This is a genomic window from Methyloversatilis discipulorum, assembly GCF_000527135.1.
Taxonomy (GTDB): domain Bacteria; phylum Pseudomonadota; class Gammaproteobacteria; order Burkholderiales; family Rhodocyclaceae; genus Methyloversatilis; species Methyloversatilis discipulorum.
This window is the reverse complement of record NZ_AZUP01000001.1, coordinates 593,444-606,384: the sequence shown is the minus strand read 5'-3', so window position 1 is coordinate 606,384 and position 12,941 is coordinate 593,444. Positions and strand designations below refer to the sequence as shown.

The 12,941-nt window shown below is 67.0% G+C and carries 13 protein-coding genes and 1 riboswitch; of the genes, 3 read left to right on the top strand and 10 right to left on the bottom strand.

All coding sequences use genetic code 11. The features are described from left to right. Positions 1-20: 20 nt before the first annotated feature. Positions 21-992 (top strand): alpha-hydroxy acid oxidase, encoded by a 972-nt coding sequence (locus METFAM1_RS0102785; RefSeq protein ID WP_232419853.1) that lies wholly within the window; start codon positions 21-23, stop codon positions 990-992. Here METFAM1_RS0102785 and METFAM1_RS0102780 read toward each other — a convergent pair. From METFAM1_RS0102780 to METFAM1_RS0102765, 4 genes are all read right to left on the bottom strand, one after another. Continuing rightward, positions 970-1,512, bottom strand: a complete 543-nt coding sequence (locus METFAM1_RS0102780; RefSeq protein ID WP_019918017.1) for a hydrolase — start codon at positions 1,510-1,512, stop codon at positions 970-972. The two genes, METFAM1_RS0102785 and METFAM1_RS0102780, sit on opposite strands and share 23 nt — an antisense overlap. Positions 1,513-1,581: 69 nt before the next feature. Then, a complete protein-coding gene (locus METFAM1_RS0102775) occupies positions 1,582-1,848 on the bottom strand; it encodes a hypothetical protein (RefSeq protein WP_019918016.1) in 267 nt (88 codons plus the stop codon). After that, positions 1,841-2,440 carry an RNA polymerase sigma factor gene (locus tag METFAM1_RS0102770; protein WP_024300401.1) on the bottom strand — a complete coding sequence of 200 codons (600 nt, stop codon included), beginning with the start codon at positions 2,438-2,440 and terminating at the stop codon, positions 1,841-1,843. Before METFAM1_RS0102770 ends, METFAM1_RS0102775 begins: the two co-directional genes overlap by 8 nt. Further along, positions 2,424-2,855, bottom strand: a complete 432-nt coding sequence (locus METFAM1_RS0102765) for a DUF3106 domain-containing protein (RefSeq protein ID WP_019918012.1) — start codon at positions 2,853-2,855, stop codon at positions 2,424-2,426. Before METFAM1_RS0102765 ends, METFAM1_RS0102770 begins: the two co-directional genes overlap by 17 nt. 171 nt (positions 2,856-3,026) lie before the next feature. Between METFAM1_RS0102765 and METFAM1_RS0102760 the strand changes: the two genes are divergently transcribed. After that, complete coding sequence (locus METFAM1_RS0102760) at positions 3,027-3,359, top strand: hypothetical protein (protein WP_019918011.1); 333 nt, start codon at positions 3,027-3,029, stop codon at positions 3,357-3,359. Positions 3,360-3,382: 23 nt separating this feature from the next. Here METFAM1_RS0102760 and METFAM1_RS0102755 read toward each other — a convergent pair whose 3' ends face one another. The 3 genes from METFAM1_RS0102755 to thrC all read right to left on the bottom strand — a co-directional run bounded on the left by METFAM1_RS0102755 (position 3,383) and on the right by thrC (position 8,372). Next, positions 3,383-5,731: a DUF1631 family protein gene (locus tag METFAM1_RS0102755; RefSeq protein ID WP_232419630.1), complete on the bottom strand. Its 2,349-nt coding sequence runs from the start codon at positions 5,729-5,731 to the stop codon at positions 3,383-3,385. Positions 5,732-5,818: 87 nt separating this feature from the next. Next, positions 5,819-5,907, bottom strand: a riboswitch (cyclic di-GMP riboswitch). A gap of 73 nt (positions 5,908-5,980) precedes the next feature. Further along, the gene (locus tag METFAM1_RS0102750) at positions 5,981-6,826 is read right to left on the bottom strand and encodes an HDOD domain-containing protein (protein WP_232419629.1); all 846 of its coding nucleotides are present in this window, start codon (positions 6,824-6,826) and stop codon (positions 5,981-5,983) included. A 100-nt stretch (positions 6,827-6,926) separates the two neighbouring features. Then, positions 6,927-8,372, bottom strand: coding sequence for a threonine synthase (gene thrC / locus METFAM1_RS0102745; protein WP_019918007.1), 1,446 nt, complete (start codon positions 8,370-8,372; stop codon positions 6,927-6,929). 191 nt (positions 8,373-8,563) lie between these two features. Between thrC and METFAM1_RS0102740 the strand changes: the two genes are divergently transcribed. Further along, complete coding sequence (locus tag METFAM1_RS0102740) at positions 8,564-9,751, top strand: HPP family protein (protein WP_019918005.1); 1,188 nt, start codon at positions 8,564-8,566, stop codon at positions 9,749-9,751. Between the two features lie 21 nt (positions 9,752-9,772). Here the strand turns inward: METFAM1_RS0102740 and METFAM1_RS0102735 are convergent, their stop codons facing one another. From METFAM1_RS0102735 to METFAM1_RS0102725, 3 genes are read right to left on the bottom strand one after another with little or no spacing between them, the layout of a single operon-like run. Continuing rightward, positions 9,773-11,086: a homoserine dehydrogenase gene (locus METFAM1_RS0102735; RefSeq protein ID WP_019918004.1), complete on the bottom strand. Its 1,314-nt coding sequence runs from the start codon at positions 11,084-11,086 to the stop codon at positions 9,773-9,775. A 36-nt stretch (positions 11,087-11,122) separates the two neighbouring features. Next, positions 11,123-11,581 carry a GNAT family N-acetyltransferase gene (locus METFAM1_RS0102730; protein WP_019918003.1) on the bottom strand — a complete coding sequence of 153 codons (459 nt, stop codon included), beginning with the start codon at positions 11,579-11,581 and terminating at the stop codon, positions 11,123-11,125. Next, positions 11,571-12,842 carry a pyridoxal phosphate-dependent aminotransferase gene (locus tag METFAM1_RS0102725; RefSeq protein WP_019918002.1) on the bottom strand — a complete coding sequence of 424 codons (1,272 nt, stop codon included), beginning with the start codon at positions 12,840-12,842 and terminating at the stop codon, positions 11,571-11,573. The genes METFAM1_RS0102730 and METFAM1_RS0102725 overlap by 11 nt, the downstream gene beginning before the upstream one ends. Between the last annotated feature and the right edge of the window lie 99 nt (positions 12,843-12,941).

Sequence of the window (12,941 nt, the reverse complement as noted above, 5' to 3'; positions counted from 1 at the left end):
GCGAACTGCTGCATCCGGACATCTGGCACTACCTCGACGGCGGCCGCGACACCGTATGCGGTCGCGCCAACCGTACCGCGCTCGATGCCATGCCGCTGTGGCCGCGACCTCTGGTCGACGTGCGCGGCGGCCATACGCGGATCGAACTTTTCGGTGAGTCGCTGGGCCACCCGCTGCTGCTGGCGCCGATCGCCTACCAGCGCCTGCAACATCCGGACGGAGAGTGTGCGAGTGCGATGGCAGCCGCCGCGCAGGACGGGCAGATGGTGGTCAGCACGCTGGCCAGCCAGCCGCTCGAACAGATCGCCCGTGCGGCCGAGAAGCCCTTGTGGTTCCAGCTCTACTGGCAGAGCGACCGCGAGCGCACAGCGCGTCTGCTCGATCGCGCGCTTGCCGCCGGCTATCGCTGCGTGGTGTTCACCGTCGACGCACCGATCAAGCTCGCCGCCTCACCGCTGCCGGCCGACGTGCGCGCGGTCAACATCGAGCCGCCAGGCCAGCGCCAGTTGCGGCCGGGACAGAGCGAAGTGTTCGACGGCTGGATGGCTGACGCGCCCGGTTGGGACGACCTCGTCTGGCTGCGCGCGCGCACGCCGGTGCCGCTGCTGATCAAGGGTGTGCTGCACGCGGCGGATGCCGCGCGCGCCGTCGATCTCGGTTGCGACGGGGTCGTCGTATCGAACCACGGTGGGCGTGTGCTGGACTGCGCGCCACCGGCCCTGTCCTGCCTGACAGAGGTGATCGCTGCGGTTGGCGACCGCGTGCCGGTGCTGTTCGACAGCGGCATCGACAGCGGTGCCGACGCGCTGCGCGCGCTGTCGCTCGGCGCGCGAGCGGTCATGGTCGGTCGCCCCTATCTGTGGGGTCTGGCGGCCGGCGGCGCGCTCGGCGTCGCGCACGTGATCCGGCTGCTGCGCGACGAACTGGAAATGTGCATGGCGCTGTGCGGCTGCGCCACGCTGGCCGACGTCAGCGCAGATAGGTGCGGCTGATCTCGCGGAATTCTTCGGATCCTGCCGCGCCCAGCCATTCGAAGGCGACCATTTCGCGCGACACGATGACAACGCCGTGCTGGCGCAGACGCTCCAGCGCAAGACCGCGGTTGGACGGATCGCGCGAGGCGACGCAGTCGGCTACGACAAACACCTGGCGACCTGAGGTCTGAAGATCCATCGCGGTCTGCAGAACGCAGATGTGCGACTCGATGCCGACGATGACAACCTGCTCGCGCGCAGGATCGAGCAGCGGTTTCAGGCAACCGTCGGATACGCATGAAAAGTGCATCTTGGGCACGATGGATTCCGCCGGGATCAGATCGCGCAGGGCCTGCACCGTCGGCCCCAGGCCCTTCGGATACTGTTCGCTGACCAGCACCGGCACCGACAGTCGCTGCGCGATCTTCACCATCCAGACGACGTTGTCCAGCAGGCGGTCGGCGTCGTCCATCGCCGGCAGCAGGCGCTCCTGCATGTCGATCAGCAGCAGCGAGGAACGTTGGCGGTCAATCAGCATTTGAAGCACTCCATCGGCAAGGCAGCGGCGCAGCGTAGCAGGCCGGCCCGACGGTGAGAACCCGTTGCGTCAAAGAACCAGCATGGTGGTGATCGACAGCTCGTCGAGCTGCGCCAGCTCTTCGGTCTCCTGCCAGGCACGGTACTCGAACACGCCGGCCGCCACGGCGAGCACCAGCGCGGCGAGCGCAACGCCGGTCACCCAGCGTGGGCGCGGCAACGCGGCGCGACGCGGCGCGCCGTCACGCACGCGCGCCGCCAGTGCGGCATGCACCGGCGGTGGCGGCAGCGAACGCAGTGCGCTGCGCAGCGCATCATCGGAAAATCGTTCAGTCATCGTCAGTCTCCCCGGCCAGCAGGGCCTTCAGGCGCGTGCGCGCCCGGAACAGCAGCTGATGCGCGGCATTGTCGGCAATGCCGAGCTCGCGCGCGATCGCTGCCACATCGTACTCCTGCCAGGCCCACATCATCAGTGCCGCACGCTGGCGCTCGGGCAAACCTGCCAGGGCGGCGCGTAATGCGCCGCTTCGCGCCGCCGCGTGCCAGTGCTCCTCCGGCGTGGGCCGTGGATCGGCCAGCAATTCGAGCTCCGCCTCGTCGGCGCGCGGCCGGCTGCGCCTGAAGCGGTCCATGCACAGATTGCGCACGATGCTCAGGAACCAGGTGGACAGCTGCGCCCTTCCTTCGAAGCGGCCAGCGTGCTGCCACAGGCGGCAGAACGCCTCCTGCACGACGTCATCCGATTCGGCGGCGTCGCCGGTCAGTTTCCAGGCCAGCGCATGGGCTGGCGGCAGCAGGCGTTTCACCAGTTCGTCACTGGCCACCCGCTCACCCGCCCTCGCCTGCTGCAGCAACAGCGCGTCGCTGCGCCAGCCGGTCGGCAGCAGCACACCGAAGCCGGACAGCGCGCCCTCAGCGTTCAAGTTCACGTTTGAGCCGCCGGCGTTCTTCGGGCGTCATCCGTTCGAGCATTTCGCGACGCTCGCGCAACAGCGCGCGCCGCTCATCCGGCGACAGCGACTGTATGTAGGCGCGCCGTTCGGCGCGCAGGCGCTCGCGCTCGGTCGCGCTCATCGACTTCCAGTCCTCGCGCAGCCGCTCGCTCATTTCCCGGCGCTGTTCCGGCGGCAGCGACGACAGTCGCTCGCGCAGCCGGGCGCGGAACTCGCGCCGCTCCTCTGGCGTGGCCGCCTTCAGCTTCTGCCGCAGTTCGTGCGCCTGCGCTTCCCTGCGGTCGGCGGGCAAGGCACTCCAGGCACCCGGGTCCGGCACCGCCGGCACTTCGGCCTGCGCGACACCTGTCCAGAGCAGGCCACACAGCAGGGTGAGACGGAAAATCATCATCGCAGGCAGAGGGAGGGACACAACAGTTTGACGCCGCGGCGCGGCATTCCTTACGCGCGTGATCGCACATTACATCCGCTTACAGCGCCGGCGCGTAAGGGCCGGCCCGGGCGGCACGTCTCACGGTCACAGCAGACGCATCCCGCCGACGCTGAACCTGCGGAGAACACCATGAAATTCATTCCCGGCCTGCTCGCCATCACCACCCTGTTCGTCGCCGGCGGCGCGCTGGCGCAGACGCCCTCCGAGCGCATGGAGCAACGCATCGATGCGCGTCAGGCGCGACAGGAACAGCGCATCGACGGCGGCGTCGAAAGTGGCAAGCTCACCCAGCGCGAGGCAACGCGGCTCGAACACCAGCAGGCGCACATCGATCACGCCGAAAACCGGGCACTGGCCGACGGCTCGCTGAACAGGAAGGAGGCGCTGCGCATGGAAAACATGCAGGACCGCGCCAAGCGCAACATCCGCCACCAGAAGCACGATCGCCAGCACGCGCGCTGAATGCGCTGCCGCGCGCGGGACACTCAGCCGGCGGCAAGCTCGTCGCGCGGCTGTGCCAGCGCCTGGCTGACCGCACGTTCGAACATTGGCGCGGCATCGACGATACGCGCTTCGCCCCGCGCCAGCTGCAGCGCCAGCGCGTCGGGCGCGATTGAGGTGGCCCGCGGCGAACCGGGATTGGTGAACAGGTAGATACCACGCTGCGGACTGACCCAGTTCAGGCGCATGCGCGAAAAACTGCCGTCGGGCTGCTTGAACTCGACCCAGTCGCCACGCTTCAGCTCGGCCACCCGGCCCTCGTCGGCGATATCGAGATGTGCCGGCAGATTGAGCGAAATGTCCTCGTACTCGAGACCATCCTGCTCGACGTGCTCGGTCACCACCTCGGGCGCCGGCACCGCGTCGTTGGCCGAGCCCTCGCCCGGCACCCACTGCTTCACCGGCGGCGGCGCGCCGGGCGACACACCCGGCTTGATCCACTGCGCGTGCAGATCGAACAGGCCGTTGAGGAGCAGCAACTTGTCGGCCGGATGCGCCTCGGCCGTGTCGAAACCCTGATTCAGTCGGCGCAGCAGGCCGGGCAGCGCCTGCACGAGCTTGCGCCGCTCTTCCGGATCGCTCTTCGGCTGCACGCTCCAGATCAGTTCGTCGGCCGTCACCAGGGCCTGCCGGTAATCGACCTCAGTATCGGCCCCGCGCTCTGCCAGCGTGCGCAGCAGGCGGCGCCATACGCCGTCGAGCAGGTTCTGCACCACCGCAGGAAGCGGCGTGCGCAGACGGTCATCGACAGCGTCGTCGGCGGCGCGACGCGCATCGTCGCGGCGCAGACGTTCCTGTTCGCGCTCTTCGGCCAGACGGGCGGCCGTTTCGGCGCGCTGCGTCTCCTCGGATTCGAGCGCATTGATGAAGCTTTCGAGGTCGGTGTTGCAGGCCTCGAACAAGCTCATGTCGCGTTCGAAGTCGCGCAGGATTCGATCGACGATCTCCGCCAGCTTCACGTAGAGCGGGTCATCGTGGCCGACATCGCGCCCCCAGCGCAGCATCGCCTGCGAAATCAGATCGAGCAGATGCCGGGCCGGGTGTGCCTTGCTGGAGAAGAAACTGCGGTCCAGCATGGCCACCTTGACCAGCGGGATCTGCAGCCGTCCAACCAGCGCCTTGATCGGATCGGCGATATTGGCGTCGTCGAAGATGAGGTCGAACAGCATCGCGACGATGTCGACCGTGATCGCGTCGAACTGCCCGAGATGCCGCCCCAGATCCGAACTGCGGAAGTCCCGGAGCACGTTCACGGGCACCGGCATGCCGAGCCCCGGCGTCATGGGCAGGTGATCGGCCTCGGCCTGCAGCGCGCTCAGCGCCTCGAATACGAAGGGCGAAGCGGGCGTGAGTCCGGCGGCCGGCCCGCTGCCACCGGCAGCCGGCATCGGAATGCCCTGTGCCGCCATCTGCCCCTGCACCAGCTGGGCCAGCATCGCGTAGATGTCGCCCTCGCCATCGAAGCCGCCAACGCCGGACAGCGACGGATCGCCGAAGCCCTGATGCATCGACGCCGTGCCGAATCCCTGCGTCATCGATGCACTGCCGAAGCCCTGTACCGATGACACGGTACCGAAGTCCGGCCGCGGCATCGCCGGCTGCTCGCCGCCCGGTGCCGCCCCGGCGCCGCGCGGCCGCGCGCCGGCCATCGGTGCGCGGCGGAAGCCGCGGCGCAGTCCGGGCAGCACGTTCTGGCGCACCAGGCGGGTATTCAGTTCCTGATAGAGACGGGCCAGTTCGTTGGAAATCTGCTGTTCGAGTGATTGCAGCAGCACCAGACGCATCTGCACGCCCGGGTCCACTTCCTCGGACGCCGCGCGCAGCGCGTTGGCGATGGCTTCGGTGCCGATCGGGTTGTCGGCATCGGTCGGATCCTGCTTGCCAAGCAGACTGCCGAGGCGCTGTTCGACCGCGTACAGGTCCTCGTCGCAATGTTCCTTGAGCTTGCGGGTGATCTCGCTGACCGCCAGATCCTGGGTCAGCACGTCCTCTTCGACCAGACTCAGCTCGTCGAGCGATTTCGGCGTGGCGGCAGCCGACGCCTTCAGCGGCTCACCGCGTACGCGGGCGTCGAAATAGCGCGACAGATTGTCGATGAAGGCCTGCTCGATGCCGGCCCAGTTCTCGCGGGCCTTGCCGCAGGTGAACATGTAGAGGTTGCGCTGGTCGCGATCGAGCTCGGCTTCTGCACGCGCGACCAGATCTTCCTCGATCTTGGTCAGCATGCCATGCAGCGATTCGCGCAGACGACGCAGCGTGAAATCGCGGCAGTCGTTGATTACGCGTCCGCGTTCGGGCGGCAGATTGGGAGGCATCGGTGAAGCGGCGCTCATTGTTTACCTTTGCGGTCGCTCAAAGCGACCTGAAAAGGCCGAAACCCGGGCAAGGTTCAGGTCGGAGCGCAACCTGTGGCGCAGTATAGCGGCGGCCCCGCTGTCATGGGGTGTCGTCACCCTGTAGACCGGAAACTTTGCGTCGCCGTCTTTCGACGGGTTTGCCCTGGTTCAGCTGTTATCAGATTTCACCGAAATTAACGGTCCGCCGGACGCGGACTTGAGCTCCTCGGCCGGCGGTCAATGCAATCACACCTGCAGCGTTGCGATGACGGAGTCGATTTCCTCCTGCGACTCGGCCACCACCGCGTCGAGCGTTTCGTTGTCGATGTCGGCGGTGACGGTTTCGGCAATCGCCGCGTCGTGCTCAGCCGTCGCGCAGCAGAAGGGGTTGGGGAAGGCCGCCATGCTCTCGGCCAGGAAAAGCACATCGGCAAGTGAACGCGGCGGCACGACCGGGCCGGTGATCGACGGATCGTCGACCGCATCGATGATCTGCGTCGGTACCTTCAGCGATTCGAGCACTGCCCGGCCGACGCTGCGGCTGAAGCTGAACATCAGGCCGCTCAGTTCCTCCTCGCGCTGCAGCAGCGCCGGGAAGGCGGAAGCGCGGGCCAGAAGATAGAACTGGCCGATCTCATGCACGACGCCGGCGAACATGGCCGCATCGGCGTTCAGTCGGGACAGTCGGCGCGCGATCACGAAACTGAGCGCCGACACGTGGATGGTGTGCTGCCACAGGTCGTGCGTCATGACGCGCAGCCGCTCGTCGGCCCTCGCATCGACCATCTGGCGGACGATGAGCGACATCGTGAGCATGCGGATCGGCTCCGTGCCGACCCGGTTGACCGCGGTGCGCACGTCGGTGATTTCGTTGCCGCTGCGGTTGTAGGCGACCGAATTGGCCAGACGCAGCGCCTTCGCGCTCAGCACCGGCTCGGCGCCGACCAGGCGCGCGACTTCGTTGATGTTGATGTCCGGGTTTTCGAGCGCCTGGCGGATGCGCAGCGAAACGTCGATGCTGGTCGGGAACACGATGTCCCCCGATTCCAGTTCGGCCGAAAGTCGTTGCAGTGCTTCAAGCGATGCGTTCACCGGCTCACCCATGAGTTGTCCCCGTACATACACAGTTCGATGTACGGGTCTACGGCAGGCCGGCGAATGTCTTGAATCCGTGGGGCGACCGCCCCCGCGCTCAGCCGGCGTGGCGCGCGATGTAATCCTTCATGGCCGCCACGTCGGCATCCATCACCTCGAAACGCTGCGGCAGCGACTCAAGGTCTTCCATGCCGGCCGGGCGTACCGGTTCGCGACCCAGCGCCTCGACCACGGTTTCCGAGAACTTCGCCGGCAGCGCGGTTTCCAGCACGATCATCGGCACGTCGGCCTCGCGCCGCTCCAGCGCGACCTTGAGGCCGTCGGCGGTGTGCGTGTCGATGGCGCGCCCCCAGCGTTCGTCGGCCAGCCGCATCGTGGCGACGCGGTGCGCATGATTGCTGGCACCGGACTGGAATCCGTATTCGGAAGCCACCTTGCCGAACAGCGACGACGCCGACAGATCGAACGGACGGCCGCGATCGACCTCGCCCCACATTGCACGAACCTGGGCAGCGTCGTGGCCGACCAGGTCGTAGATAAAGCGCTCGAAATTGCTGGCCTTCGAAATATCCATCGACGGGCTGGTCGTGTGCAGCGTTTCGGCGGTGGCGCGCGGACGATAGACGCCGGTGCGGAAGAACTCGTCCAGCACGTCGTTCTCGTTGGTCGCGACCACCAGGTGACGGATCGGCAGGCCCATCATGCGAGCGATGTGGCCGGCGCAGACATTGCCGAAGTTGCCGGACGGCACGGTGAAGCTCACCTGTGCGCCGTTGTGCTTGGTCGCCGCGAAATAGCCCTTGAAGTAGTACACAACCTGGGCCGACACGCGCGCCCAGTTGATCGAGTTCACCGTGCCGATGCAGTACTTCGACTTGAACTCGAGATCGTTCGACACCGCCTTGACCATGTCCTGGCAGTCGTCGAACACACCGCGTACCGCGATGTTGAAAATGTTCGGATCCTGCAGGCTGAACATCTGCGCCGTCTGGAAACGGCTCATCTTGCCGTGCGGGCTCAGCATGAACACGCGCACGCCGTGCTTTCCGCGCATCGCGTATTCCGCGCTGGAGCCAGTGTCGCCCGAAGTTGCGCCGAAGATGTTCAGCTGCTGGCCGCTCTTTTCCAGCGCGTACTCGAACAGATTGCCGAGCAGCTGCATCGCCATGTCCTTGAACGCCAGCGTCGGGCCGTTGGACAGTTCGAGCAGGTGCAGTCCGGGCTCCAGCGTGTACAGCGGCGTGATGTCGCACGCGTCCGACCCGGACACCGTGTTGCGATACACCTCCGGCGTATAGGTGCGGTCGATCAGCGCCTTCAGGTCGGCGGCCGGAATGTCGTCGGCGAAGCGCGACAGGATGGCGAAGGCGAGCTGGCGGTAATCCATGCCGCGCATCGCTTCGAGATCACTCGCCGAGAACCGCGGGTACTGCACGGGTATGGCGAGACCGCCATCTTCCATCAGGCCGCCCAGCAGGATTTCGGTGAAGCGCTTCTGCGGCGCCTGGCCGCGGGTGGATACGTAATACATCGCGTCGTGCATCGGATTCGTGGTCGAGAAGCGGCGCGCTCAGCGCGCGCAAGGGGCATTAATCTAGCACAGCGCACCCGCTGCCCCGCGCCAGCGTTCCCATGGGAGAGGAGCCGGTGGAGAGGGGCCCGCAGTTATGGATACATGTTCGCACCAGAATGGGGCGTGCAGGTACACTGCGCGGTTTTGTCCGGACCGTATCGATGACCGGCCTGACCGAACTGCTGCGGCGCCACCTGGTATCGGATGCCCCCCCGCTGTCCCGCGCAGAACGCTGGCGCAGCACGCTCGCCGGCTTCTTCGGCCTGCTGCTGTTCGAAGGCGTGCTCTTCGTGCTGCCGCTCGGCACCGAGGAAAAACGCATCCTGGCGCCGCTGGGCGCGACCTCGGTCATCCTGTTCGCGCTGCCGCACAGCCCGCTGGCCCAACCGTGGTCGGTGATCGGCGGCCTGCTGCTGTCCGCGCCGCTGGGCTACGCCTGCGGTCTGTGGCTGCCGGCCGGACCGTGGGTAATGGCGGTCGCACTGGCGGCGTCGATCTGGCTCACCGCCTGGGCGCGCTGCATTCATCCGCCCGCTGGCGCGATGGCGCTGACCATGGCCATGGCCGCCGCGCAGGGGGCGGCCATCGAGCCCGCCTTGATGGCGACCGCTGCGAACACGATCGCCATCATGGTGGCGGTGATGGTGGTAAACAATCTCGTCCCCGGCCGCCATTATCCCCAGGGCACGCCGCCTGCCGCCCAGCAGCAGATGCATCAGGCGCCGCCCGTCATCGCCCATCGCGACCTGGAGGCGGCGTTGAGCGAGATCGACAGCTTCCTCGACATCCGCGAGGACGATCTGGTCGATCTGTACGAGCGTACGTTGCGGCATGCCTTCAAGCGCGTGCATCGCATGCGCTGCGGCGACCTGATCGATGGCGCGGTGACGGCGCCCGCTGTCGAATTCGCAACGCCGCTGGCGGATGCCTGGCTGCTGATGCGCAAGCTGCGCGTCGACACGCTGCCGGTGGTCGACCGCAGCCGGCGGGTGATCGGTCTGCTGTCGCTGGAGGACTTCCTGCGCGAGGTGTCGCCCGAGCCGAACCGCTCGATGGGCGAGGCCGTGCGTCATCTGCTGGCGCGTTCGCCGCACACGCATTCGGACAAGGCGGAAGTGGTCGGACAGATGATGCGCGAGGTGCGCGACGGCGTACTGGTGCTGCGCCAGAACGACAGCGTGGCCGACGCGGCGGAGGCGCTGGCCTCCGGTCGTCAGCCGGCAGTGCCGGTGATCAATGGCGCCGATCGTCTGGTCGGCATGCTGGATCGCACCGACGTGGTGGCGGCGCTCTACCACCGCATCGAACTGGCCGACGCGATGAGCGCCGAGCCGGCGCCGGCCGGCTGAACGCCGGCCCGCCCTGCCCGCTCAGCCGTTCAGTTCTTCCAGACGCAGGCGCGTCACCGCACCCACCGTGCTGTCCAGCGCCTCGATGCGGGCGATCGCCGCATCGACCTGCTTTTCACGCGTGACGTGGGTGAGCATGATGATGTTGGCCTGCTGTTCGCCTTCCGACGGTTCTTTCTGCATCATCGCGTCGATGCTGATGCCCTGGTCGGCGAGGACGCGCGTGATGTCGGCCAGCACGCCCGGCCTGTCCTGCACACGCAAGCGCAGGTAGTAGGCGCTCTCGACTTCGCTGATCGGCAGGATGGGGGTATCGGACAGCTGATCGGCGCGGAAGGCGAGGTGCGGCACGCGGTGTTCCGGGTCGGCGGTATGCAGGCGGGTCACATCGACCAGATCGGCGATGACCGCGCTGGCCGTCGGTTCGGCGCCGGCGCCGCGGCCGTAGTACAGCGTCGCGCCCACCGCGTCGCCCTTCACCACCACCGCGTTCATCACGCCCTCGACGTTGGCGATCAGGCGCTTGGCCGGAATCAGCGTCGGATGCACGCGCAGCTCGAAGCCGTCGGCCTTGCGTTTGGTGATGCCCAGCAGCTTGATGCGGTAGCCCAGCTCCTCGGCGTAGCGGATGTCTTCCGCGGTCAGTTTGGTGATGCCCTCGATGTGGGCGCGCTCGAACTGCACCGGGATGCCGAAGGCCAGCGCCGACAGCAGCGTGATCTTGTGCGCGGCATCCACACCTTCGATGTCGAAGGTCGGGTCGGCTTCGGCGTAGCCCAGACGTTGCGCGTCGGCCAGCGCGTCGGCAAAGGTGAGGCCCTTGTCGCGCATTTCCGACAGGATGTAATTGGTGGTGCCGTTGATGATGCCGGCGATCCAGTCGATGCGGTTGGCGGTCAGGCCTTCGCGTACCGCCTTGATGATGGGAATGCCGCCCGCCACCGCCGCCTCGAACGCCACCATGACGCCCTTGGCCTGCGCTGCGGCGAAGATTTCCTGGCCGTGCACGGCGAGCAGTGCCTTGTTGGCGGTCACCACGTGCTTGCCATTGGCGATCGCCTCCAGCACCAGCTGCTTGGCCACGGTGTAGCCGCCGATCAGTTCGACCACGATGTCGATGCTGGGGTCACGCACCACCTCGAAGGCGTCGCCGGTCACGCGGGCGGCACCACCGGTCATCGACTTCGCGCGCTCGACGTCGCGGTCGGCAACGGCGGTGATCTGGATCGGGCGACCGGCACGACGGGTGATTTCTTCCTGGTTGCGGGTGAGCACCGTCCAGGTGCCGCCGCCGACGGTGCCGATGCCGAGCAGGCCTACGTTGATGGGTTTCATGCTGTCCCTCGTCTTGTAATGGGTGCCGCGGACCGGTCAGGCCAGGTCACGCGAAAAATGAAAACAGGCGATGTGCATGCCTTCGCGATGGTAGAAGCGGTGCGCATCGACGCGATGGGTGCCGGAATCCAGCCGCAGCCGGGTCGCGCCGCGCGACTTCGCCTCGGCCGCCAGCCAGTCGAGCAGCCGCTTGCCGACCCCGCGCGAGCGCGCCGCCGGATCGGTCACCAGATCATCGACGTAGAAGAACACACCGCAGGACGTGTTGCGATAGCTGCGGAAGACCGTGACACCGACGACCTCACCGTCGGCGACGGCGACCGCGATCTCGCCACCGTCGGCCACGATGCCCCGCATCGTGCCGGCATAGTCGGCCGGCAGATCCGGCCGCAGCGCACGATGCACGGTTTCGGCCCGGGCGAGCCAGCCCGGTTCCGTAACCGCGCGGGCGGCTGCCACGCGCACCACGTCCAGCGCCGGCGACTCAGGTGCCATGGCGCTTGCGGTAGCCGTCGAGGAAGCGTGCGATGCGGCCGATGGCGTCGCGCAGATCGTCCTCGTGCGGCAGGAAGACAACGCGGAAGTGGTCCGGGCGCGGCCAGTTGAAGCCCGTACCCTGCACCAGCAGCACGCGCTGTTCTTCCAGCAGTTCGAGAATGAAGCGCTGGTCGTCCTCGATCGGGTAGATCTTCGGATCGAGCTTCGGAAAGAGGTAGAGCGAAGCGCGCGGCTTGACGCAGCTCACGCCCGGTATGTCGGTCAGCAGTTCCCACGCCACGTCGCGCTGGCGCGCCAGACGGCCGCCCGGCTTGATCAGGTCGTTGATGCTCTGGTAGCCGCCGAGCGCGGTCTGGATCGCGAACTGGCCCGGCACGTTCGAACACAGGCGCATCGACGCCAGCATGTTCAGGCCGTCGATGTAATCGCGCGCGTGGCGCTTGTCGCCGGACACCACCATCCAGCCCGCGCGGTAGCCGCAGGCGCGGTAGTTCTTCGACAGGCCATTGAAGGTGACGAACAGCAGATCGTCGGCCAGCGAGGCGATCGAGGTGTGGGTCGCGCCGTCGTACAGCGTCTTGTCGTAGATCTCGTCGGCGAACACGATGAGCTTGTGCTCGCGCGCGATCTGCACCAGGTCGCGCAGCAGATCGTCGGAGTAAAGCGCGCCGGTCGGATTGTTCGGATTGATGATGACGATGGCGCGCGTGCTCGACGTGATCTTCGAGCGGATGTCGTTGAGGTCGGGCATCCAGTCGGCGCCCTCGTCGCAGATGTAATGGCGGGCGGTACCGCCGGCCAGCGTCACTGCGGCGGTCCACAGCGGATAGTCGGGCGCCGGCACCAGCACCTCGTCACCGGTGTTGAGCAGGCCCTGCATCGCCATCACGATCAGTTCGGACGCGCCGTTGCCGATGAAGATGTCGTCCACGCCGACGCCGGGAATCTTCTTCTCCTGGCAGTACTGCATGATGGCCTTGCGCGGCGCGAACAGGCCGCGCGAGTCGGTGTAGCCGGCGGCGTCGGGCAGATTGCGGATCACGTCCTGCACGATCTCTTCCGGCGCATCGAAGCCGAAAGGCGCGAGGTTGCCGATGTTGAGCTTGATGATGCGGTGGCCGTCCTCCTCCATCTGGCGGGCCCGGGCGAGGACGGGGCCGCGGATGTCGTAACAGACGTTGGCGAGCTTGGACGACTTGGTGACCGGCGGATGCACGATGGCGGACTCGGAGGACTCTTTGGGCGTATGGCGGGACATGTGGATTACCTATGCGGCGGCGCGCGCGCACTTGCCGCTGCCCTGGCAACATTGCCGGCAGGCGAAAAAGGTATGATTGTAAGCGACCGCCGAAAGCAG